Origin of the sequence: Streptomyces sp. ID05-26A (assembly GCF_033794685.1) — a bacterium.
Lineage (GTDB): Bacteria > Actinomycetota > Actinomycetes > Mycobacteriales > Pseudonocardiaceae > Lentzea.
This window is the reverse complement of sequence record NZ_JARAYZ010000002.1, coordinates 1,874,552-1,894,790: the sequence shown is the minus strand read 5'-3', so window position 1 is coordinate 1,894,790 and position 20,239 is coordinate 1,874,552. Positions and strand designations below refer to the sequence as shown.

The window sequence follows — 20,239 nt, the reverse complement described above, 5'->3', positions numbered from 1 at the left end:
CACGTGCTGCCGAACTGGGAGACCACACCCGCTGACCTGCCCCGAGCGACACGCGAGATCAAAAAGGCGATCCGCGCGAACATCGAGGCGTCCGGCCGCACCGTCGAGGAGGTGTTCGCGGTCGTCGAGCAGCAGATCCGCCGCGAGGTCGACGACGTGAAGTCCGGCCAGGCGTGGCCCGTGATCGACTACGCCGACATCGAGAACGGCACCGCGCCCACTGATCTTCTGAAACGCCGAGGCTGTCTGGTGGTGCGCGACCACTTCGACCGCTCCCAAGCCCTGGCCTGGGACAAGTCCATTGTGGACTACGTCGAGAGCAACAACTTCTTCGAGAACTACCGCGGCCCCGGCGACGACTTCTTCGGCAGCGTCGGCTCGAAGCCCGAGATCTACCCGATCTACTGGTCACCCGCACAAACCGAGGCCAGGCGACACGAGCGCATGGCCACGGTCCAACGCTTCCTCAACGGCCTGTGGCACCACGAGGGTTGGTTCGACCCGGCCACCGACGTCGGCTACCCGGACCGCATCCGCCGCCGCCCGCCCGGCGCGAACTCCCACGGCCTCGGCACCCACCTCGACCCCGGCACCCTCGACCTGTGGATGACGCGCGAGTACCAGCAGGCGTTCCGGCACCTGTTCGACGGCACGCCAGAGCGGTACGACCCCTGGGACGCCGCCCACCGCACCACCGGCCCGCAGTACCCGGGCACCACGATGTGCTCGGTGTTCCGCACCTTCCAGGGGTGGACCGCACTCTCCGACATGGACCACGACCAGGGCGTCCTGCACACCGTCCCGATCCCCGGCGCCATGGCGTACCTGATGCTGCGCCCGCTGCTCGACGACGTCCCGGACGACGACATGTGCGGCGTCACGGTCAACCAGGTCTTCCCGGTGAACCCGAAGTACCACGCACTGCTCATCGAGGCCCTGAGCGGCATCCCGGACGTGAAGGCCGGCGACTCGGTCTGGTGGCACTGCGACATGATCCACAGCGTCGCGCCGATCGAGGACCAGCACGGCTGGGGCAACGTCATGTACATCCCGGCCGCGCCTTCCTGCCCGCGCAACGACCGCTACGCCGAGGAGATCCAGCGAGCGTGGGCGACGGGCTCCAGCCCCAGCGACTTCCCGGAGGAGCACTACGAACGGGCCTGGCCCAACCGGTCACGGCCTGAATAGCACCCGGAACACCGCGCCCTCGCCGGGTGCGGTGTCCAGTTCGATCCGCCACCCGTGCGCCGCGACCAGCGCCGCCACGATCGCCAACCCCAGCCCGCTCCCGCCGGGTCCACGAGCGGGATCGGCCCGGTAGAAGCGTTCGAACACCCGCGCGGCCTGCTCGGCGGTCAACCCCGGCCCGTGATCGGCCACCTCGAACGCGTCCGCGGTGAGTCGCACCTCGATCGGGCCTGTCGTGTGGATCAGGGCGTTGTCCAGCAGGTTCGTCAGGATCTGGCGGACCCGCGCCTCGTCCGCCTCCACGAGCACCGGCCCTGCGGGCAGGTCCAGGGACACGCGAGGACCAGTCTCGGCGTCGTCCACCAGCACCACGAGGTCCACGACCGACAACACCAGCGGCTGCTCCGAGTCCAGCCGCGCCAGCTGCAGCAGGTCGTCGACCAGCATCCCCATCCGCGCCGCATGGTCCTCGATCCGCCGCAACACGTCGCCTGCGTCGGTGGCGGCCCCCTGTCGGTACAGCTCGGCATATCCGCGAATGGAAGTCAGCGGAGTCCGTAACTCGTGCGAGGCATCAGCCACGAACCGCCGCATCCGCTCCTCCGACGACACCCGCACCGCGAAGGCAGCCTCGATCTGCCCCAGCATCGTGTTCAAGGCAGAAGCCAACCGCCCGACCTCAGACCCGGGCCGCCGCACCGGAACCCGCCGTGAAAGATCACCCTCGGCGATCTCCCCGGCGACCTGCTCCACTTCCTCCAACGCCCGAGTAGAAGCCCTAACCAGCGCATACCCGGCCATGCCCACCAGGATCAACGCCCCGAGACTGATCAGCAGGAACGCCAGCCGCAGGTCGTCGACGGCCCGGTCCACCTCCGACTGGTCGACGAAAGCGATCAACTCGCCCCCGTCGTACTCCCGCATCACGACCCGCCGCGACCCCACCGACACGTGCTCGCCGGGCGTCATCGAACCGAACGGCGGCAACCCCTCCAGCGCCGTCCCCACGACCACCCCGCCGGCGTCGCGCAGGACCACGTTGTCCCGCAACGGAAGCGCGCGAGGTACGGCCACCATCCGGTCCAGCCGCGCGTCGAGCTGGTGCAGCAGGTAGTTCTCCATCACCTGCGACCCGATCAGCCACGTGCCGAACAGGCCCGCGGCCACCAGGGCGACGAGCACGACCACCAGCCGCGCGCGCAACGTCATCCGCGCATCATGTATCCCAGGCCGCGCACCGTGTGGATCAGCGGAGGTTCGGCGACCTTGCGCCGCAGGTACGAGATGTACGACTCGACCACCCCCACGTCGCCGTCGAAGTCGTGCGACCACACCTGGTCCAGGATCTGCGCCTTCGACAGCACGCGACCGCTGTTGCGCATCAGGTAGTGCAGCAGCCGGAACTCCGTCGGCGACAGCTCCACGACCCGCGAGCCGCGCCGCACGACGTGGCTCTCCACGTCCAGCGAGAGGTCGCTGCAGGTCAAAACCTCGGAGCCGTCGGGACGGGTGCGGCGCAGCACGGCCGTCACGCGCGCGATGACCTCCTCCAGACTGAACGGCTTCGTGATGTACCCGTCGCCGCCGATCGTGAGGCCGGTGACGCGGTCGTCCGCGCCGTCGCGCGCGGTCAGGTACAGCACCGGCACCCGCACGCCGAGCGAACGCAGGCGCCGCACCACCTCGAAACCATCGCGGTCCGGCAGCATCACGTCGAGCAGCACCAGGTCCGGCGAGTCGTCACGCGCTGCGGTCAACGCCTCCGAGCCGGTCGCCGCGCTCGTCACGGCGAACCCCGCGAACCGCAGGCTGGCGCACAGCAGTTCGCGGATGCTGGGTTCGTCCTCGACGACGAGCAACCGGCCGCGCTCCACGCGTGAATCCTGCATCAACCGGTGGTCGGCCGCTGGGTGATGGTCTGGCCGGTCACGGTGCCGTCCGAACCGGCCTGGCCCTGCACCACGACCTGCTGACCGGCCTTCAGGTCGGCGAGCTTGCCCTCCGACGAGACCTCGACCTTGGTGCTGTCCGAAGTGGACACCTTCACGACCTGTCCGTTCTGCGTCTTCACGTAGACGGTCGTGCCGTCGACGTGGTCGATCGTGCCGACGGTGCCGCGCCCGAACTGACCACCGCCCTGCCGGTTCGTGCCCGACGGCGGCGTACCACCGCCGGGGAACTGCCGGCCTGCCGCGTTCTGCCGAGCCGGGGTCTCACTGGCACCGAAGGACTTCTGCACGAACACCCCGCCGACGAACGCCACGATCGCGAGCACCGCGACCCCCAGGATCATCGTGGTCTTGCCGACGCCGGCCTTGCGCTCCTTCAGCTCGGCCGAGATGTCGTTCTCCAGCGGCTGGTCAAGTGGGTTGGACACGGTCACGGACTCCTCATTCATGCCGGAGGGCTTCGATGGGACGGAGCTTCGCGGCACGGGAGGCCGGGTAGCTGCCGAAGAACAGGCCGATCAACGCCGACACCGCGAACGCCAGCAGCACCGACGACGGCACGAGCACGGGCTGGATGCCCGCGATGGTGAACTGGCTGCCGATCATCCCGGCGGCCACGCCCAACGCCCCGCCGAACAGGCTCAGCAGCGTCGCCTCGATCAGGAACTGGCCGAGGATCGAGGACCGAGGCGCCCCAACGGCCTTGCGGATGCCGATCTCCCGGATCCGCTCGGTGACGGTCACCAGCATGATGTTCGTGATGCCGATCCCGCCCACCAGCAACGAGATCGCCGCCACCGACGCCAGCAGCACGGTGAACGTCTCCGTCGTCGCCGTCCGCGCGGTCAGCAGCTGGTCCTGGCTCAGGATCCGGTAGTCGGCCGTGCCGGTGATCTTGTGACGCCCGTTGAGGATCGTCGTCACCTGCGCCTGCGCGTTCGGCAACGCGTCCGCGGACTGCGCCTGCACCACGATCTGGGTGAGGCTGCCGTACCCGGTCAGCGCGTTCTGCGTCGTCGTCAGCGGTGCGACGACCATGTCGTCCGCGTCCTGCAACCCGCTGGACCCCTTGGCCGCCAGCACCCCGACCACCGTGAACGGGATGTTGTTGACCAGCATGGACTTCCCGATCGGATCGGTGCCCGGGAACAGTTCCGTGGCCACGGTCGCGCCGATCACGACGACCTTGCGCGCCTGCTGGACGTCGTTGTCGGAGAACAGGTTCCCCTGCGCGACGGCGCTGTTGGTGGTGTTGAAGTACCGAGGGTCCGAGCCGATGAACTGCCCGATGTCGTGCGTGGTGTCGCCGTACCCGGCCGTCGCCTGCGCGCTCACCACGGGCGAGGCGTACTTGACGTCGGGGGAGTCGGAGCCGACCAGCGCCGCCGCGTCCGCCGTGGTCAGCGGCTTCGCCGTGCTGCCGGGCTGGGCGCGCTGCGGGCTGATCGTCAGGATGTTCGTGCCGAGCCCCGCGATGCTCTGCTGCACCGCGCTCGACGCGCCGTTGCCGACCGCGATCAGCAGGATCACCGACGCGACACCGATCAGGATGCCCAGGGTCGTGAGCCCCGACCGCATCTTGTTCGCGGTGAGACCTCTGACCGCGAAGGCGGCGATCTCGAAGACCCTCACACCAGCACCCCCGCGACTCTGCCGTCCACGACGCGAACCGTGCGCATGGCGTGCGCGGCGACCTCGTCCTCGTGCGTGATCAGCACGACGGTGCGCCCGCTGGCGTTGAGCCGGTCGAGGATGCCCAGCACCTCCCGACTCGAGTCCGTGTCGAGGTTTCCGGTCGGCTCGTCGGCGAGCACGATCGCGGGCGAGGTGACGAGTGCCCGTGCGATCGCGACACGTTGCTGCTGCCCACCGGACAGTTCGTTGGGCCGGTGGTGGGTGCGGTCCCTGAGACCGACGAGATCGAGCGCGGCGAGCGCCCGTTCCCGGCGTTGGGCACGTCGAACTCCCGCGTACACCAGCGGGAGTTCGACGTTCGCGAGTGCCGTGGTGCGCGGCACCAGGTTGAAGGACTGGAAGACGAAACCGATCTTCCTGTTGCGCAGCAACGAGAGTTGCTCCTCGTCGAACTCGCCCGTGTCGATCCCGTCGAGCAGGTACTTGCCACCCGACGGCACGTCGAGGCACCCGAGGATGTTGAGCAGCGTCGACTTCCCCGACCCCGACGCGCCCATGATCGCGATGTACTCGCCCTTCTCGACCGTCAGATCGAGCCCTCGCAATGCGTGCACGGCCGTGTCGCCGCTCCCGTAGGTCTTGCGGAGGTCGCGGACCTCGATGACGGGGCTCATCGACCGGTCCCGGTGAACCCGCCACCGTTGCGCTGACCGGTGCCCGTGCCGGGGAACTGCCCGCCCTGCTGCTGACCGGTGCGGTTCTGGTTGGTGGACGTGGTCACCTGCGGCAGCACGACTTCCTCGCCCGCGCTCAGCCCCGACTTGATCTCCACGTACTGGTCACCGCGCACCCCGACCTCGACGGTCTTGCGCGTCTCGGCCCCGTTCTCCAGCACCTGCACGGAACTCGCGCCGTCCACCGTCTGCACCGCGGCGGCCGGCACGGCGAGCACGTTGGTGGCTCCGGCGACCGTGACCTCGACGCTCGCCGACTGCCCCGGCCGCAGCCCCGCCGGCGGTTCGGTCAGGGTGAGCGTGACGCCGTACTGCACGACGTTGTTCGCCGTCGTGGGCGTCAGGTCGACCTGGGTGACCTTGGCCTGGATCGGCTGCGACTGCATCGCGTTGACCGTGACGGTCGCGGCCTGGTCGGCCTTGAGCTTGCTGACGTCGGACTCGGACACGTTCGCGTGCAGCACCAGGTTCTTCAGGTCGGTGACGACGACGAACCCGGACGCCGTCGTGGTGGTCGTGGTGGTGCTGCTGCTGGAAGTGCTGCCGCTACCGACTTTCTGCCCGATGGCACCCGTGACGGACGTGATCGTGCCGTCGCCGGGCGCGGTGAGCACGGTCGACGCGAGCGTGTCCTTCGCCTGCTGGAGCGCGAGCTGCGTCTGCCGGTACGCCGTGAGCAACGCCGTCGTGCCGGTGCCCTTGTCCAGCGCGGCGTTCAGGTTGCCCTGCGCGATGTCGACCTGCAGCTGCGCCTGCGTCGGATCGAGCTTCGCGAGCTGCTGGCCCTTGGTGACGACGTCGCCGACCTTGACGTTGATCTCGGTGACCGTCCCGCTCGCCCCGAACGAGGCTGCGGCGCTGAACGAGCTCTGCACCGTCCCGGACGCCGTCACCACCTCGCTGACGTCGCGGTTCGCGGCGGCGGCCGTGCGGGCGGCGGTGGGCTGGGCACTGCCGGAGGAACCGAAGAACACCAGGTAGCCGGCCACACCGGCGCCGAGGAGCACCACCACCAGCAGTCCGTTGATCACCAAGGATCTGCGACGTCGAGTCATGGCATGGGATCGTCGTCTGCCAAGCTGTGCCGGGGCTGCGAGTTTCCTGGCAACGAGCTGAAGATCAGCTGCTTCGTTTTCACCCGAATGAGCCCCTTGTTGCTCTTCGAGCAAGCCCTACGGTCGATCTATGGCCACCAGTACTCCATCCACCGCGTACAGCAGGGATCTCGGCGACGAACTCCGCAAGGTGCGCGAAACCTCTTCCGAGCTGACAGGCGCCGCACTGGCCGTTCGCCTGGGCTGGGACCCCAGCAAGGTCTCCACGCTGGAGAACGGCAAGTACCGCCCCAGCGAGATCGACCTCGTGCAGTACCTGTCCATGCTGGGCAAGGACATCGACTTCTTCGAGGACTTCAAGCGCCGCTTCCGCTACGCGTTCGAGGAGTACATCGTCCAGATCTCGGACAACCTCCGCACGCTGGCGATGGCCGAGTCCACCTCGGTGAAAGTCACCAGCTACGACGCACAGGCGATGCCGGGCCTGTCCCAGACACCGGAGTACGCCGACAGCCTGTACCGGATGGGCGGGTACATCGTGGAGGAGCGCATCCCCGAGGCGGTTCAGTGCCGCATCGATCGCCAGGCGATCCTGAACCGGCACGACCGCCCCGCATGCCTGTTCTACATCCACGAGCACGCGTTGCGGACACAGGTCGGCGATGCCCAGACCATGGAGGACCAGTACGCCAAGCTCCTGTTCGGCGCACCGACGATCCGGATCGTCCCGGCATCGGCGAAGCTGGTGGCGACCAGCTGTGTGCTGTGGGAGTACGAGAAGGCGATGCCCGTCGCGTTCACCTCGACCGACCTCGCGAAGGTGTTCGTGCAGGATCCAGCAGCCATCGCGCGGACTCGGCTGCTGTTCGACCGTTTGGCTGAGGTCGCCCTGGATGAGGAACAATCGCGGAGGGTGCTGGCGGACTACGTCGGCCGACCGCGAGAGGAACTCAATGAGCGAGGCCCGCGCTTGGCGTAAGAGCAGTTACAGCGGTGCGACCGAGGACGACAACTGCGTCGAGGTGTCGCTCGCGGGTGACGCACTCGTCCGTGACTCGAAGAACCCGTCCGGCACCGTCCTGACCTTCAGTTTCTCCGCCTGGGAAAAATTCCTCGAAACTCGTTGAACCGGTTCCCGTCCCAGCACGTGTTCCCGCCGTCGAACGGGATCGAGGGGGATGGGCCATGGCTGACGAGAAGACGGTGCTGATCGGCCGCTGCGGCCCGACGGTGATGCTGCCGAAGCAGGGCAGCCGGGTCGTGCCGCTGCGTCAGTCCGCGCCGCTGCGGGTGGACGTGGCGGGTGGTGGCCCGGTGGGTCTGGCGTTCGCGTGCACCGTGAAGTCGCTGCTGGGCGACGGCGTCACGGTCCGCGTGCACGACCGCCGCTGGATGCGCCAGGGCAACCGGGTCGTGTGGAAGGGCCAGGCCGAGGGCAACAACCGCCGCGAGCAGGTCGTGACGCTGCAGAGCAACGTCTGGGCGTCCCTGCCCCTCGCCGTGCAGCAGCGCCTGTTCACGACCGGCAAGTTCTCCGAGATGTGGCCGCTCGGCCCGGACTCCCCGGCGTCCAAGGGCAGGCCGCGCAACATCAAGATCCGCTGGATCGAGGACAGCCTGCTCGACATGGCGCAGGACTTCTACGGCATCGACGTCGTTCCCGGCGCCTACACCCCGCCGACGAACTTCGACGGCCTGCACGTCCTCGCGATCGCCGACGGCGCCCGTTCCGCGACGCGCGACGCGTTCTCGGCGCAGTTCGGCACGCCGAGCCGTGAACTGTTCTCCGTGGACGGTTCGCCGCTCGACGAGCGCGTCCTCGGCATCCGCGTCAACGCCAAGGTGCCCGACGAGCACACCGTCCCGCTCACCGTGGGGCAGAACAGGTTCCTGTTCAACTCGCTCGGCGGCGGCTTCATCAACATGCGCCTGACGGCCGAGGAGGCCTCCGAGATCGTCTCGCTCGGCGAGAGCGGTCCGGTGTCGTGCATCGGCAAGTTCGGCTGCACCATGCGTCCCTCGGGCAACGGCCGCTTCGTGTGCGACCGCCACCGCGCCGTCTTCAAGCCGTCCGTCGACAAGCTCTCCTACCTGTGGCCCCGCATCCTCGACGGCCTGCGCTTCTTCGGCGTCGGTGTGGCCGACGTGGTCGGCATCAACTCGTTCACGCTCGGCATGCAGCAGATGTCGAAGTTCACCGCCCAGCTCGCCCCGTCGACGTTCGGCTTCCTCCTCGGCGATGCCGCCAACTCCCTGCACTTCTGGCCGGGCCGAGGCCTCAACACGGGCCTCAAGAGCGCCCTCTCCCTCGCCGTGAACCTGCAGAAGCGCTGGCGCGGCAAGGCTTTCCGCGCCGCCGACTTCGCCCAGCACGAGGGCATCATGCAGCAGCTCCAGTACCGCGAGAAGTCCCGCGCCTGGACCACCATGCTCATGCCGGACTCCGAGGGCATCCCGCGCGGCATCGAGGACCGCATCCGCGACGGCCTGCAGGGGCCCTGCGACCGCGCGGTCCTGGTCCAGACCCTGTTCGAGCGCGTGATCGGCATCAAGAAGCGCATGGGCGACCGCATGGGCCCGCTCGCCACCGACGAGTGGTACTACGGCCGCATCAACGCCATGGACACCCGCACGTTGAAGGTCATGGTGGAGTCCGGGGCGTGGATCACCCGGGAGATCGGCGGCGAGGAGGTCGAGGTGCCCTCGGCCGCTCCCGCCGTCGCGCCCGAACAGCCTTCGAACCGGGGCCTGTCGCTGGTCAGCTAGCCGACAGTCGTGCGGAGAGAGCCGATCGCCTCCCGCAGGAGGTCGCGCAGGGTCCTGGTCTCGCCCGGTCGCGTCCACTGCCGGAAAGCCGCCTGCTGCGCGAGCATGGCGGCACCGGCGGCCAGGAACGCGATCTCGGGATCTCCACACCGCGCGTGCAGCGCGGCTGCGACGGCCTCGGTGAGCGCGGCGTTCTTGCCGAGTTCGCGCTCCAGCAACTCCGGGTTGGCGGCGACGACGGCGTGACGGCGCGCCACCACGGCACGCTGATTCTCGAACATCCCGTCCGCGACGACTTCCAGCGCGCGCACGACGGTGTCGAGCGGCGACAAGGTGTCGTCGCCGGCCTCGATCTCGCGGACGATCTCCTGCTGGAGCTGTGAGCTCAACCGGAACAGCACCTCGCGCTTGTCGGCGAAGTGGTTGAAGAACGTCCGCTGGGTCAGCTCCGCCCGCTGGACGATCTCGGCGACCGTCGTGCGTTCGAACCCCTGCTGGTCGAAGAGTTCCAACGCGGCGGTCTGCAGGCGCTCGGCTGCGTCCGGTTTCCATCGCGGCATGCCCTGAGCCTAGCGATTGCACACTGTGCAGTCACCGGTGCTACGGTGATTGCACAAGCTGTAATCACATCAGGAGGCTCTCATGGCCGAGGTGTCCATCGTCCGTCCCGGCGAGGGCGAACTCATCGCCAGCGGTCCGTCGCAGATCCGAATCCTCGAAGACGGCAGCAACACGGCTCGTCGCCTGGGCATCGGCGAAGTCGTCATCCCCCCGCACACGCCCGGCCCTCCGCAGCACCGCCACGCACAACACGACGAAGGCTTCTACGTGCTCTCGGGCACCGTGCGGTTCACCATCGGCCAGGACGACCACGACGTCCCAGCGGGCACGTGGGTCACGGTCCCGCCGGGCGCACCGCACACCTTCGCGAACCCGGGCGACGACCCGGCGGTCATGCTGACCACCTTCACGCCGGACCTCTACGTGCAGTACTTCCGCGACCTCAAGGCCATGGTCGAGTCCGGGCAACCGATGACGCGCGAGACCATGGTGCCGATCTGGGAGAACTACGCCACCGAACCGTCCACCGAGTTCGCGTCCTGACCGATCCGCCGCAGCACGGGACGGGCGACGTCCTCGTTGCCGACCACGACCGAGGCTCGGTCCGCCGGGCCGACCTCGGCCAGGTACCGCTGGCTCGCGGCGTGATAGCGCTGGTCGAAGGCCCGCTGAGCCTTCTCCAGCCCACCGAGCAGCTCCGCGTCACGCCGTGCCCCGCGCTCCCGCGCGACGGCGAACGGCGTGTCGACGAAAACGACCTCGTCCCACTCCAGCTCGCGCTGCAGGAAGCTCCCGTCCACGACGAGCACGAGGTCGTCGGGCGCCAGGACCGGCGGTTCGTCGATCGGGGTGTCCGAGCGCAGGTCGATGATCCGTTCGCGGTAGCGGCGATCCCCGCCGGGCCCGAGCGGCTCCAGCACGAGCCGGGAGAACGCGCCGAAGTCGTAGGCGTCCAGGTAGTACCCGTCGGCCGAGTCACGGCCCAGCCGGTGCCGCACGGCTCGTGGGTTGTGGAACCCGTCCATCGACAGGTGCGCCGCCGACCGTCCCCGAGCCGCCACCAATGCGGTCAGTTCGCGGGCCAGCGTCGTCTTGCCCGACGCCGTGATCCCGTCCACCGCGACCCGCAGCGGACGCCCCTGTCCGACGAGGTGGTCGGCGATCCGGTCCAGCACCTGCTCCCGCGAAGCGATCACGGGACCGAACCTAGTCCTCCTCGACCTCGCGCCGGGACAACCGCACCTCCTCGACGTCGAGCTTGCGCTGGATCGTCCGCAACACGATGTCGTCGATCGCCTGCTCGTCCCGCAACCGCACCACGGTCGCCCGCTTGTGCGCGATCAGCTCCAGCCGCAGCGCCGAGTACTCGACCTCCGACTGTGCCACCTCCTCGTCGCCCGCCTCGCGAGCGCGCACGACCTCCAGGTGGTGTTCGTACTCGGCCCGCACCCGTTTGTAGACGACGTCCGAGACGCCCACCTTGTCGGCCAGCCTCGGCAGCGCCTCGTAGGCCTCCTCGGACGCGGTCGACTGGGCGAGTCGGAGTTCCTCGTCCAGCGCGGTGTCCTCGGGCAACCGGGAGAACCGGATGATCGACGGGAGCATCACCGACTGCACGATCAACGTCAGCACCACGACGCCGGACGTGATGAGGATGATCTCGTCGCGGAACGGGAAAGGCCCACCGCCGACCACGGTCTCCGGCACCGCGAGGGCCGCCGCCAGCGAGACCGCGCCGCGGAACCCGGCGGCCGACGACACCAGCCGTTGCCGAGCCCCGACACGACGCAACCGTTGTTGCGGGCGGCGGTCCAGCGCCCGGATGACGTAGGGAGTCGTGTAGCTCCACAACAACCGCGTGCCGACCACCGTCAACGACACGAGCCCGATGGCGGCCAAAGTAGCGAGGGTCTCCGAGCCGTCGAGTGACCGGACGGCCGCGTGAGCCTGGAGTCCGATGAGGACGAACAGGGAGCCGTTGAGCACGAACGTCGCGATGCCCCAGAACGCGTAGCTCACCTGACGCGTGTCGGCGCGCACGATGCGCGGGCCGACCTGGGCCAGGGCCAGGCCGCACGTCACCACGGCGATCACGCCCGAGCCGTGCACCGTCTCGGCCAGCAGGAACGCCGTGAACGGGGTCAGGATGCTGACCACCGTCTCGTGCAACGGGCTGTCGAGGCGCTTGCGGACCTGCACGGCGAGCCAGGCGACCAGGAGGCCCGCCACGGCGCCGCCCCCGTACGAGAGCAGCAGCTGCAGGCTGACCCGTCCAGGGCTGAACTCCTGCTCGCCCACCGTGATGGCGACCGCGATCGCGTAGATCACGAGCGCGGTGCCGTCGTTGATCAGCGACTCGGCGCGCAGGATCGTCGTGGTCCGGCGCGGCATGCCGCGGGCGATGGCCGAGACCGCCGTCGCGTCGGTGGGGGCCAGCGCCGCGCCGAGCACCCACGCCGGGCCCCAGTCGAGGCCGAGGGCGTGGGCCACGGACGCCACCGCCGCGGCCGTCGCGAGCACGAGCAGCGTGCTGAGCAGCACGACCACGCGCAGGTTGTTGCGGATCTCCCGCAACGACGTGTTGAGGCTCTCCCAGTACAGCAACGCCGGCAGGAAGATCAGCAGCATCGCCTCGGGCGGCAGGCTGACCTTCTCCAGGGCGGGTACGAAGCCGAGCACCGCGCCGCACACCACCAGCAACACCGGGGCGGCGACGCGCAATCGTCCGGAGACGACGCTGCTCGCGAGGATGCACACACCCAGCACCACTACGAGTTCGAGACCGAGCATGCGCTAGAAGATAGGCCGATCAGGCGCGCAGCGCGTCATCCAGTTCGGCCAGCAACCGGGACTTCGGGCGCGCTCCCACGATCTGGCGGATCGGCACGCCGTCGCGGAACAACAGCATCGTGGGCAGCGACATGACCTGGTGGTCGCGGGCCGTGGCGGTGTTCTCGTCGGCGTTGATCTTGACGACGGTCAGGTCGTCGCGTTCGCGGTCGATCTCCTCGAGCACCGGGGTGAGCATGTGGCACGGTCCGCACCACTGCGCCCAGAACTCCACCAGCACGGTGCCCGTCCGGGTCTGGTCGGCGAACGTGGCGTCGGTCAACTGCTGCACTGGATCTCCTCGGGTACGACGCACGGGTCCTGGAAGGCGAGTCTGGCCACGAGGAACTCCCGGACGGTGTTGAGCCGGTCCAGGCAGGCGTCCACCTCGGCGAGCTTGCGCCGGTAGATCTCCCGCGAGTCGGGGCACGAGTCACCGGACTCGTGCCCGGCGCGCAGGCACGCGACGAACGGGCGGGTGTCCTCCAGCGACAGCCCGACCGCCTGCAACGACTGGATCTCGCGCACCAGCCGCAGGTCGTGCTCGCCGTACTCGCGGTAGCCGTTGGACGCGCGCCGCGCTTCGAGGAGCCCCTCGGACTCGTAGAAGCGCAGCGCACGCGTGGTGGTACCGGCTCGCTTGGCCAGTTCGCCGATCCTCATGGACCGAACGCTAAACCTTGACGCTCACGTCAAGGCAAGTCCGCGGAAATATTCCCGCTCCGGCGAGGATTCCCACCCAGTGACCACCCCAGCGTGAGCCCCCTCCGCGCCCACAGAATGCGAGAAAACGAAGAGAGGGGGACCGGTGGGCACACGACTGCATCTCGCTGCCGCGCTCCACGCGACCGGCGAAGAGGCTTTCACCCCAAGGCATTGGGCCGAGCTCGTGCGGGAGGCCGAGGAAGCCAAGCTCGACTTCGTCACGTTCGGCGACTCGCTGGACGGGCGGCCGGGGCTCGACGCGGTGCTGACGGCCGCGCGCATCGCGCCTCTGACCAGGCACGTCGGCCTGGTGCCGACGGCGGTCGTGACGCACACCGAGCCGTTCCACCTGTCCAAGGCGATCGCGACTCTCGACTACGTGAGCGGGGGCCGGGCGGGCGTTCAACTGGCCGTGGCGCCGGATCCCGCCGACGCCCGGCACTTCGGGCGCCGTTCGATCGGCACCGAGGCCGAGCTGTGGGAGGAGGCAGGCGACTACGCCGAGGTCCTGCGGCGGTTGTGGGACAGCTGGGAGGACGACGCGGAGATCCGCGACGAGGCCACCGGGCGGTTCATCGACCGCGACAAACTGCACTACATCGACTTCGAGGGCAAGTGGTTCAAGGTCCGCGGACCGTCCATCACACCGCGTCCGCCGCAGGGCCACCCGCTGATCGCGGCCTCTGAACCGTTGGGGGACATCGTGTTCGCCGACGAAATCTCGGCCACCGACAGGCTCGTGTTCCGAGACGCCGACGCGTCGACGCCGGTGGACCAGCTGATCGCCTGGCACGCGGAGGGGTTCGCGGGCTTCCGGCTGCACGGTGATCTGCACCGGATCACCCGCGAGCTGGTGCCGGAACTGCGCGGCCGTGGGCTGTTCCGCACCGAGTACGAGCACACGACGTTGCGCGGCCACCTCGGCCTCGCCCGGCCTGCCAACCAGTTCGCCTAGAAGGAGCGCGGGATGACCAAGCAGATCCACCTCGCCGCGCACTTCCCCGGCGTGAACAACACGACCGTCTGGAGCGATCCGCGGGCGGGCAGCCACATCGAGTTCGAGTCGTTCGTCCACTTGGCACAGACCGCCGAACGGGCGAAGTTCGACTTCTTCTTCCTGGCCGAGGGGTTGCGGCTGCGCGAGCAGGGCGGCGAGATCTACGACCTCGACGTGGTCGGCCGGCCCGACACGTTCACCGTGCTCGCCGCGCTGTCCGCCGTCACCTCGAAGCTCGGTCTCGCCGGCACGATCAACTCCACCTTCAACGAACCCTACGAGGTGGCGCGCCAGTTCGCGTCCCTGGATCACCTGTCGGACGGGCGCGCCGCCTGGAACGTCGTGACCTCGTGGGACGCGTTCACCGGCGAGAACTTCCGGCGCGGCGGGTTCCTCGCCAACGAGGACCGCTACACCCGCGCGGAGTCGTTCCTGCGGGCGGCGTGGAAGCTGTTCGACACCGGCGTGGGGGAGTTCGAGCACACCGACCAGCACTTCGACATCAGCGGCACGTTCGGCGTTCCCCGGTCGCCGCAGGGACGTCCGGTGATTCTGCAAGCCGGGGATTCGGAGGAGGGCCGGGAGTTCGCCGCCGCGACCGCCGACGCGATCTTCTCGCGGCACGGCACGCTGGAGGCCGGGCAGAAGTTCTACAGCGACGTGAAGGGGAGGCTGGCGAAGTACGGGCGCACGCACGACCAGCTCGTGGTGCTGCCCGCGGCCACGTTCATCCTCGGCGACACGGACGCGGACGCCCAGGAGAAGGCGGCGGTCGTGCGGCGGCAGCAGGTGAGCGGGGCGACCGCGATCCGGTTCCTGGAGCAGGTCTGGAACCGGGACCTGAGCGGGTACGACCCGGACGGGCCGCTGCCCGACGTCGAGCCGCTGACCGGCGAGAACACCATCGCGAAGGGTCGCGCGAGCGTGCGGATGTTCAAGGATCCGGCGCAGACCGTGCGGGAGTGGCGGGAGAAGGCCGCGGCCAAGAACCTGTCCATCCGCGACCTCGTGATCGACGTGAGCGCCCGGCAGACGTTCATCGGGTCGGCGGACAGCGTCGCCACGCAGATCAACGACCTGGTGCAGCAGGACGCGGCGGACGGGTTCATCCTCGTGCCGCACGTGACGCCCGGCGGGCTGGACGAGTTCGCGGACACCGTCGTGCCGTTGCTACAGGAACGCGGCGTTTTCCGGTCCGAGTACTCAGGTCCGACGTTGAGGGATCATCTCGGTATCCGATAGTTGTTCAGCACGTGGACGTCCTTGCCCGGTGGGTTCATCGGTACATAACGTGAGCGTCGTTGAGTGAGTGCTCTCCTCAAGAGCGCAGGGAAGGGAGGACAGGATGATCGCCGCCGGATCGATCCTGTCCTCCCGCTGCCACAACGACTGTACGAGCTGACTCTCCTCGCTCGTCTCACGTTCCCCGCCGCAGCAAGGACTCGCCATGACCTCTGGCACGCTGACTCGTGCGTCCACAAAGGACGATGATCTCTCCTCGTTACCGGTCGTGCCGGCCCGCCACCCGTGGCGCTGGGTCGGTGTCGCGTTCGTGCTGGTGCTCGCCGCGCAGTTCGTGCACGGCCTGGTCACGAACCCCGCGTGGGACTGGCCGACGTTCGCCCGGTACTTCACCGCCCAGTCGATCCTGACGGCCGTCGGCACGACGATCTTCCTGACCGTGTTCGGCACCGTGCTGGGGTTCGCGCTCGGCATCGTCGTGGCGGTGCTGCGGATGTCCAAGAGCCCGTTCCTGAGTGCGGTGGGCTGGACGTACATCTGGGCGTTCCGGTCGATCCCGCTGATCGTGCAGCTGCTGTTCTGGTTCAACATCTCCTACCTGTACCAGCGGCTTTCGCTCGGCATCCCGTTCGGGCCGGAGTTCGTGAGCTTCGAGACCATCTCGCTGATCAGCCCGATGGGCGCGGCCGTGCTCGGTCTCGCGTTGCACCAGGCCGCCTACGCGGCGGAGATCGTCCGGTCCGGCGTGATCTCGGTCGACCGCGGGCAGCTGGAGGCGGCGGCCGCGCTGGGCATCCCGAGGTTCCGGCAGTTCCGCAGGATCGTGCTGCCCCAGGCGATGCGGTCGATCCTGCCCAACGCCGCCAACGAGGTGATCAGCCTGTTCAAGGGCACGTCGGTCGTGTCCGTGATGGCGATCGGCGAACTCTTCTACCAGGTGCAGGTCATCTACGGCCGCAACGCGCGAGTCGTCGCGCTGCTGATGGTCGCGACCGTTTGGTACATCATCCTGACCACCCTGCTCTCGATCGGCCAGCACTACGTCGAGCGCTACTTCGCGCGAGGAGACCGCCGGTGATCGAGGTTCTGGGCGTGCACAAGAGCTTCGGCTCGCTGGAGGTGCTGCGCGGGGTGTCGCTGGACGTCGCGGCCGGTGAGGTCGTGGTGGTGCTCGGGCCGTCCGGCTCCGGCAAGTCGACGCTGCTGCGCACGATCAACCACCTGGAGAAGGTCGACCGCGGGTACATCACCATCGACGGCGACCTGATCGGCTACCGGCGGCGCGGCGGCAAGCTCCACGAGCTGAAGGAACGCGAGATCCTCAAGCAGCGCAAGGACATCGGGTTCGTCTTCCAGAACTTCAACCTCTTCCCGCACCTCACCGCTCTGGAGAACGTCGCCGAGGTCGCGCAACTGGCCGACGCGCGGCACTTCCTGGAGCGGGTCGGGCTGGAGGACAAGGCCGACGCCTACCCGCGGCAGCTCTCCGGCGGCCAGCAGCAACGCGTCGCCATCGCCCGCGCCCTGGCCACGCGGCCCAAGGTCGTGCTGTTCGACGAACCGACGTCCGCGCTCGACCCCGAACTGGTCGGTGAGGTGCTGGACGTGCTGCGCGACCTGGCCCGGTCCGGCACCACGATGGTCGTCGTCACGCACGAGATCGGCTTCGCCCGCGAGGTGGCCGACCGGATCGTGTTCATCGACGAGGGCGTGATCGTCGAGCAGGGATCACCGGAGCAGGTGCTCGACCACCCCGTCCACGAGCGCACCCGCGCTTTCCTGTCCAAAGTTCTCTAGAAGGAGTTCGTTGTGCGCAAAGTACTTCTCGCCGTCCTCGCGTTCGGTCTGGCCGCCTGTGGCACCGCCGGTGGCGAGGAGACCACCGACGCCTCGGGTGTCGGTGTCAACCTGACCCCGCAGCAGAACCGCGTCACCGCCACCAAGGACGACAAGATCGCCTCGAAGGTGCCGGAGAAGTTCAGAACGAAGGGAGAGCTGGTGATCGGCGGTTCCGCCGGCACAGCACCACCCCTGCGGTTCTACGCCACCGACGACAAGACCGTGATCGGCGTCGAGACCGACATCGCCACGCTCGTCGCCGACGTGCTGGGCCTCAAGCCCAAGCTCGAGGTCGCGTCGTGGGAGAACCTCTTCGTCGGCCTGGACAGCGGCGCCTACGACCTCGGCCTGTCAAACATCACGGTGACCGAGGCGCGCAAGGAGAAGTACGACTTCGCCACCTACCGGCTCGACACGCTCGCGTTCGAGGCGAAGAAGGGCGGCACCTGGAAGGTCAAGGAGCCCAAGGACGTGGCGGGCAAGGTGATCGCCGTGACGTCCGGCACGAACCAGGAGAAGATCCTGGTCGACTGGAGCGCGCAGAACGTCGCGGCCGGCCTGAAGGCCACCGACATCAAGTACTTCCAGAACTCGTCGGACTACTACCTGGCGCTGCAGTCCGGCCGCATCGAGGCCTACCTCGGCCCGAACCCGTCGTCGGCCTACCACGCGGCGACGTCCGGGCAGACCGAGGTGATCGGCAACTTCTCCGGTGGCGCAACGGTTCAGGGCAAGATCGCCGCGACCACGAAGAAGGACAGCGGCCTCGTGACGCCGGTCCAGGAGGCGCTGAACCTGCTGATCGCCAACGGCAAGTACGCCGAGGTGCTCAAGCGCTGGGGTCTGTCGGACGAGGCCGTGCCGACGTCGGAGATCAATCCGCAGGGCCTGCCCAAGAGCTGAGGAGGTTTGCGTCATGAGGTTCAGCATCACCATCGACACCGAGGACGAGGACACCGCACTGAGGCTGCTCGGCGCGTTGAGGGAGTCCGGTCTGGTGCCCGCCGTCGAGGCGGCGGTCGAACAGGTCGACGTCCGGATCCTGCCCGACACGCGGCAGGTCCTGCTGCACGAGCAACCGATCGAGCTCACCCGGCTGGAGTTCGAACTGCTGCTGCACCTGTGCGAGCACACCGACCGAGTGCATCGCCGCCGTGAACTCCTTGCCACCGTGTGGGGTGTGAACGACGACTACAGCGGAGCCCGCACGGTCGACGTGCACGTGCGGCGGGTGCGGCAGAAGCTCGGTGACGCGGCGGAGGTGATCCAGACGGTCCGGGGCGTCGGGTACCTGGTCGCGTCCAGCGCCCGGTTCCGGGTCGAGCGATCACCGAACGTGGTGCGGCTGGCGGACCGGCGCGCCGGGTGACCGACGAGATCCACTGGACCCGGCCGGACGCTCCGGAGGTCGCGGAGATGATGGCCGAACTGCTGCACGAGTACGTGAGCAGGTACGGCCCGGTCGCCAGGGAACGGATGGCGCGCTTCCCGGACGAGTCCCTGACACCACCCGACGGACGGCTGATGGTGCTGCTGCGCGACGGCATCGCGGTCGCGGGCGGGGCGTTCCGGCGGTACGACGAGCAGACCGCGGAGCTGAAGCGGATCTGGACCCACTCGGCGTACCGCCGTCAGGGCCTCGCGAGGCGGGTCCTGGAGGTGCTGGAGGACGAGGCCGTCCGGCTCGGCTATGGGCGGCTCCACCTCACCACGGGCCCACGCCAGCCTGAGGCGCGAGAGCTGTACCTGGCGGCCGGGTACACGCCGTTGTTCGACGTCACGGTCCCGCCGGCCGGACCGCTGCCGTTCGAGAAAGGAGTTGCACCGGTCTGGGACTCGGTGTTGCATGCGAGGCTCACCTCTGGGGGAGTTGATCGATGCTCGACGGCGAAACCGCCACCGACGTTCCGCTCGTACGCGAGCTGATCCGCACGCAGTTCCCGCGCTGGCAGCACCTGCCAGTCCGCGAAGTGGCGCACGGCGGCACCAGCAATGCGATGTACCGGCTGGGCGACGACCTGGCCGTGCGGCTGCCGCGCCGGGAGTGGGCCAGCGACGGGGCCGCCAAGGAGGCGCTGATCGTGCCGCTGGTGGCCCCGCACCTCCCGGTCGCGGTGCCGGAGCCACTGGAACTGGGCTCACCGGCGGCGGACTACCCGTACCAGTGGTCGGTCGTGCGCTGGATCGACGGCGAGACGGGCCCGGCCGGCGAGGACACCGCGTTCCAACTGGCGGACGTGGTCCGCGCGCTGCACGAGATCGATGCCGGCGAAAGGCCGTGGACCGCTGGTCGCGGGCGGCCGGACGGGTCCGCGGACGACGAGGCCGTCCGCCGGTGCATCGCCCAGATCGGCGGGAGCCCACTGCTCACCGCTGTGTGGGAGGAGTCGCTGGCCGCGCCCCGCTGGGACGGGCCGGGTCGCTGGCTGCACGCTGATCTGCACGAGGGCAACCTGCTGTTCCGCGGCGGCGAGCTGACCGGCGTGATCGACTGGGGGAGCGCGGGGGTCGGTGATCCGGCGGCGAATCTGATGACCGCGTGGCTCTACCTCGACGAACGCGGGCGCAAGCAGTTCCAGCGTGAGCTCGGGTTCGACGACGCGACCTGGGTCCGTGCGCAAGGGTGGGCGCTGCACCTCGCCGTGCTCGCGTTGCCGTACTACCGCGACACGAACAAGTTCCTGGCGGGCATCGCCAGTCGCACGCTCGACCAGCTCTGTCCGGGGTGGGACGACTGAC

At 68.8% G+C, this 20,239-nt stretch carries 24 protein-coding genes; 13 read left to right on the top strand and 11 right to left on the bottom strand.

Features of this window, described 5'->3' with window-relative positions; genetic code table 11:
* The first annotated feature begins 3 nt into the window (after nucleotides 1–3).
* Nucleotides 4–1,188, top strand: a complete 1,185-nt coding sequence (locus tag PV646_RS24225) for a YbiU family protein (RefSeq protein WP_500344471.1) — start codon at nucleotides 4–6, stop codon at nucleotides 1,186–1,188.
* Here PV646_RS24225 and PV646_RS24220 read toward each other — a convergent pair.
* Genes PV646_RS24220 through PV646_RS24195 form a run of 6 tightly spaced genes read right to left on the bottom strand, consistent with a single transcriptional unit; the run spans nucleotide 1,174 to nucleotide 6,561 of the window.
* The gene (locus PV646_RS24220) at nucleotides 1,174–2,397 is read right to left on the bottom strand and encodes a sensor histidine kinase (RefSeq protein ID WP_500344470.1); all 1,224 of its coding nucleotides are present in this window, start codon (nucleotides 2,395–2,397) and stop codon (nucleotides 1,174–1,176) included. The two genes, PV646_RS24225 and PV646_RS24220, sit on opposite strands and share 15 nt — an antisense overlap.
* Entirely contained in the window at nucleotides 2,394–3,077 is a 684-nt protein-coding gene (locus tag PV646_RS24215; RefSeq protein WP_500344469.1) for a response regulator transcription factor, read from the bottom strand. Before PV646_RS24215 ends, PV646_RS24220 begins: the two co-directional genes overlap by 4 nt.
* Complete coding sequence (locus PV646_RS24210) at nucleotides 3,077–3,565, bottom strand: hypothetical protein (protein ID WP_500344468.1); 489 nt, start codon at nucleotides 3,563–3,565, stop codon at nucleotides 3,077–3,079. The genes PV646_RS24215 and PV646_RS24210 overlap by 1 nt, the downstream gene beginning before the upstream one ends.
* A 13-nt stretch (nucleotides 3,566–3,578) precedes the next feature.
* Entirely contained in the window at nucleotides 3,579–4,769 is a 1,191-nt protein-coding gene (locus tag PV646_RS24205) for an ABC transporter permease (protein WP_500344467.1), read from the bottom strand.
* A complete protein-coding gene (locus PV646_RS24200) occupies nucleotides 4,766–5,446 on the bottom strand; it encodes an ABC transporter ATP-binding protein (protein WP_500344466.1) in 681 nt (226 codons plus the stop codon). The genes PV646_RS24205 and PV646_RS24200 overlap by 4 nt, the downstream gene beginning before the upstream one ends.
* The gene (locus PV646_RS24195; protein ID WP_500344465.1) at nucleotides 5,443–6,561 is read right to left on the bottom strand and encodes an efflux RND transporter periplasmic adaptor subunit; all 1,119 of its coding nucleotides are present in this window, start codon (nucleotides 6,559–6,561) and stop codon (nucleotides 5,443–5,445) included. The genes PV646_RS24200 and PV646_RS24195 overlap by 4 nt, the downstream gene beginning before the upstream one ends.
* Nucleotides 6,562–6,691: 130 nt before the next feature.
* Here PV646_RS24195 and PV646_RS24190 point away from each other — a divergent pair, with 130 nt between their 5' ends.
* The 3 genes from PV646_RS24190 to PV646_RS24180 are packed head-to-tail and all read left to right on the top strand — an operon-like array spanning nucleotide 6,692 to nucleotide 9,327.
* Nucleotides 6,692–7,540, top strand: coding sequence for a helix-turn-helix domain-containing protein (locus PV646_RS24190; protein ID WP_500344464.1), 849 nt, complete (start codon nucleotides 6,692–6,694; stop codon nucleotides 7,538–7,540).
* Nucleotides 7,515–7,688 carry a DUF397 domain-containing protein gene (locus PV646_RS24185; RefSeq protein WP_500344463.1) on the top strand — a complete coding sequence of 58 codons (174 nt, stop codon included), beginning with the start codon at nucleotides 7,515–7,517 and terminating at the stop codon, nucleotides 7,686–7,688. Before PV646_RS24190 ends, PV646_RS24185 begins: the two co-directional genes overlap by 26 nt.
* A 58-nt stretch (nucleotides 7,689–7,746) precedes the next feature.
* Nucleotides 7,747–9,327, top strand: coding sequence for an FHA domain-containing protein (locus tag PV646_RS24180; protein WP_500344462.1), 1,581 nt, complete (start codon nucleotides 7,747–7,749; stop codon nucleotides 9,325–9,327).
* On the opposite strand, the gene PV646_RS24175 is transcribed toward PV646_RS24180, so the two are convergent.
* Nucleotides 9,324–9,887, bottom strand: a complete 564-nt coding sequence (locus tag PV646_RS24175) for a TetR/AcrR family transcriptional regulator (RefSeq protein WP_500344461.1) — start codon at nucleotides 9,885–9,887, stop codon at nucleotides 9,324–9,326. The two genes, PV646_RS24180 and PV646_RS24175, sit on opposite strands and share 4 nt — an antisense overlap.
* Nucleotides 9,888–9,969: 82 nt before the next feature.
* Here PV646_RS24175 and PV646_RS24170 point away from each other — a divergent pair, with 82 nt between their 5' ends.
* Nucleotides 9,970–10,431 (top strand): cupin domain-containing protein, encoded by a 462-nt coding sequence (locus tag PV646_RS24170; RefSeq protein ID WP_500344460.1) that lies wholly within the window; start codon nucleotides 9,970–9,972, stop codon nucleotides 10,429–10,431.
* On the opposite strand, the gene PV646_RS24165 is transcribed toward PV646_RS24170, so the two are convergent.
* From PV646_RS24165 to PV646_RS24150, 4 genes are read right to left on the bottom strand one after another with little or no spacing between them, the layout of a single operon-like run.
* Entirely contained in the window at nucleotides 10,395–11,084 is a 690-nt protein-coding gene (locus tag PV646_RS24165) for a nucleoside/nucleotide kinase family protein (RefSeq protein ID WP_500344459.1), read from the bottom strand. The genes PV646_RS24170 and PV646_RS24165 overlap by 37 nt on opposite strands.
* A gap of 10 nt (nucleotides 11,085–11,094) precedes the next feature.
* A complete protein-coding gene (locus PV646_RS24160; RefSeq protein ID WP_500344458.1) occupies nucleotides 11,095–12,678 on the bottom strand; it encodes a Na+/H+ antiporter in 1,584 nt (527 codons plus the stop codon).
* Between the two features lie 19 nt (nucleotides 12,679–12,697).
* Nucleotides 12,698–13,009, bottom strand: coding sequence for a thioredoxin (trxA, locus tag PV646_RS24155; RefSeq protein WP_500344457.1), 312 nt, complete (start codon nucleotides 13,007–13,009; stop codon nucleotides 12,698–12,700).
* On the bottom strand, nucleotides 12,997–13,380 hold the full coding sequence (locus PV646_RS24150) for a MerR family transcriptional regulator (protein WP_500344456.1): 384 nt from the start codon (nucleotides 13,378–13,380) through the stop codon (nucleotides 12,997–12,999). Before PV646_RS24150 ends, trxA begins: the two co-directional genes overlap by 13 nt.
* A 145-nt stretch (nucleotides 13,381–13,525) precedes the next feature.
* On the opposite strand from PV646_RS24150, the gene PV646_RS24145 reads away from it, so the two are divergent.
* The 8 genes from PV646_RS24145 (at nucleotide 13,526) to PV646_RS24110 (ending at nucleotide 20,238) form a co-directional block, all read left to right on the top strand.
* On the top strand, nucleotides 13,526–14,377 hold the full coding sequence (locus PV646_RS24145) for an LLM class flavin-dependent oxidoreductase (RefSeq protein WP_500344455.1): 852 nt from the start codon (nucleotides 13,526–13,528) through the stop codon (nucleotides 14,375–14,377).
* Nucleotides 14,378–14,389: 12 nt separating this feature from the next.
* Nucleotides 14,390–15,661 (top strand): LLM class flavin-dependent oxidoreductase, encoded by a 1,272-nt coding sequence (locus PV646_RS24140; RefSeq protein ID WP_500344454.1) that lies wholly within the window; start codon nucleotides 14,390–14,392, stop codon nucleotides 15,659–15,661.
* A gap of 205 nt (nucleotides 15,662–15,866) precedes the next feature.
* On the top strand, nucleotides 15,867–16,739 hold the full coding sequence (locus tag PV646_RS24135) for an amino acid ABC transporter permease (RefSeq protein WP_500344453.1): 873 nt from the start codon (nucleotides 15,867–15,869) through the stop codon (nucleotides 16,737–16,739).
* Nucleotides 16,736–17,458: an amino acid ABC transporter ATP-binding protein gene (locus PV646_RS24130; RefSeq protein ID WP_500344452.1), complete on the top strand. Its 723-nt coding sequence runs from the start codon at nucleotides 16,736–16,738 to the stop codon at nucleotides 17,456–17,458. Before PV646_RS24135 ends, PV646_RS24130 begins: the two co-directional genes overlap by 4 nt.
* 12 nt (nucleotides 17,459–17,470) lie before the next feature.
* A complete protein-coding gene (locus PV646_RS24125; RefSeq protein WP_500344451.1) occupies nucleotides 17,471–18,403 on the top strand; it encodes an ABC transporter substrate-binding protein in 933 nt (310 codons plus the stop codon).
* Nucleotides 18,404–18,416: 13 nt separating this feature from the next.
* The gene (locus tag PV646_RS24120) at nucleotides 18,417–18,869 is read left to right on the top strand and encodes a winged helix-turn-helix domain-containing protein (protein WP_500344450.1); all 453 of its coding nucleotides are present in this window, start codon (nucleotides 18,417–18,419) and stop codon (nucleotides 18,867–18,869) included.
* The gene (locus PV646_RS24115; RefSeq protein WP_500344449.1) at nucleotides 18,866–19,426 is read left to right on the top strand and encodes a GNAT family N-acetyltransferase; all 561 of its coding nucleotides are present in this window, start codon (nucleotides 18,866–18,868) and stop codon (nucleotides 19,424–19,426) included. The genes PV646_RS24120 and PV646_RS24115 overlap by 4 nt, the downstream gene beginning before the upstream one ends.
* On the top strand, nucleotides 19,378–20,238 hold the full coding sequence (locus tag PV646_RS24110; RefSeq protein ID WP_500344448.1) for an aminoglycoside phosphotransferase family protein: 861 nt from the start codon (nucleotides 19,378–19,380) through the stop codon (nucleotides 20,236–20,238). The genes PV646_RS24115 and PV646_RS24110 overlap by 49 nt, the downstream gene beginning before the upstream one ends.
* Nucleotide 20,239: the final 1 nt, after the last annotated feature.

What these genes read in the sequence shown, in the direction of transcription:
- PV646_RS24220 (WP_500344470.1), bottom strand. Translation starts at nt 2,397, where the DNA reads ATGACGTTGCGCGCGCGGCTGGTGGTCGTGCTCGTCGCCCTGGTGGCC.
- PV646_RS24215 (WP_500344469.1), bottom strand. Translation starts at nt 3,077, where the DNA reads ATGCAGGATTCACGCGTGGAGCGCGGCCGGTTGCTCGTCGTCGAGGAC.
- PV646_RS24200 (WP_500344466.1), bottom strand. Translation starts at nt 5,446, where the DNA reads ATGAGCCCCGTCATCGAGGTCCGCGACCTCCGCAAGACCTACGGGAGC.
- PV646_RS24195 (WP_500344465.1), bottom strand. Translation starts at nt 6,561, where the DNA reads ATGACTCGACGTCGCAGATCCTTGGTGATCAACGGACTGCTGGTGGTG.
- PV646_RS24190 (WP_500344464.1), top strand. Translation starts at nt 6,692, where the DNA reads ATGGCCACCAGTACTCCATCCACCGCGTACAGCAGGGATCTCGGCGAC.
- PV646_RS24185 (WP_500344463.1), top strand. Translation starts at nt 7,515, where the DNA reads ATGAGCGAGGCCCGCGCTTGGCGTAAGAGCAGTTACAGCGGTGCGACC.
- PV646_RS24180 (WP_500344462.1), top strand. Translation starts at nt 7,747, where the DNA reads ATGGCTGACGAGAAGACGGTGCTGATCGGCCGCTGCGGCCCGACGGTG.
- PV646_RS24175 (WP_500344461.1), bottom strand. Translation starts at nt 9,887, where the DNA reads ATGCCGCGATGGAAACCGGACGCAGCCGAGCGCCTGCAGACCGCCGCG.
- PV646_RS24170 (WP_500344460.1), top strand. Translation starts at nt 9,970, where the DNA reads ATGGCCGAGGTGTCCATCGTCCGTCCCGGCGAGGGCGAACTCATCGCC.
- PV646_RS24160 (WP_500344458.1), bottom strand. Translation starts at nt 12,678, where the DNA reads ATGCTCGGTCTCGAACTCGTAGTGGTGCTGGGTGTGTGCATCCTCGCG.
- PV646_RS24150 (WP_500344456.1), bottom strand. Translation starts at nt 13,380, where the DNA reads ATGAGGATCGGCGAACTGGCCAAGCGAGCCGGTACCACCACGCGTGCG.
- PV646_RS24140 (WP_500344454.1), top strand. Translation starts at nt 14,390, where the DNA reads ATGACCAAGCAGATCCACCTCGCCGCGCACTTCCCCGGCGTGAACAAC.
- PV646_RS24135 (WP_500344453.1), top strand. Translation starts at nt 15,867, where the DNA reads ATGACCTCTGGCACGCTGACTCGTGCGTCCACAAAGGACGATGATCTC.
- PV646_RS24120 (WP_500344450.1), top strand. Translation starts at nt 18,417, where the DNA reads ATGAGGTTCAGCATCACCATCGACACCGAGGACGAGGACACCGCACTG.
- PV646_RS24110 (WP_500344448.1), top strand. Translation starts at nt 19,378, where the DNA reads ATGCTCGACGGCGAAACCGCCACCGACGTTCCGCTCGTACGCGAGCTG.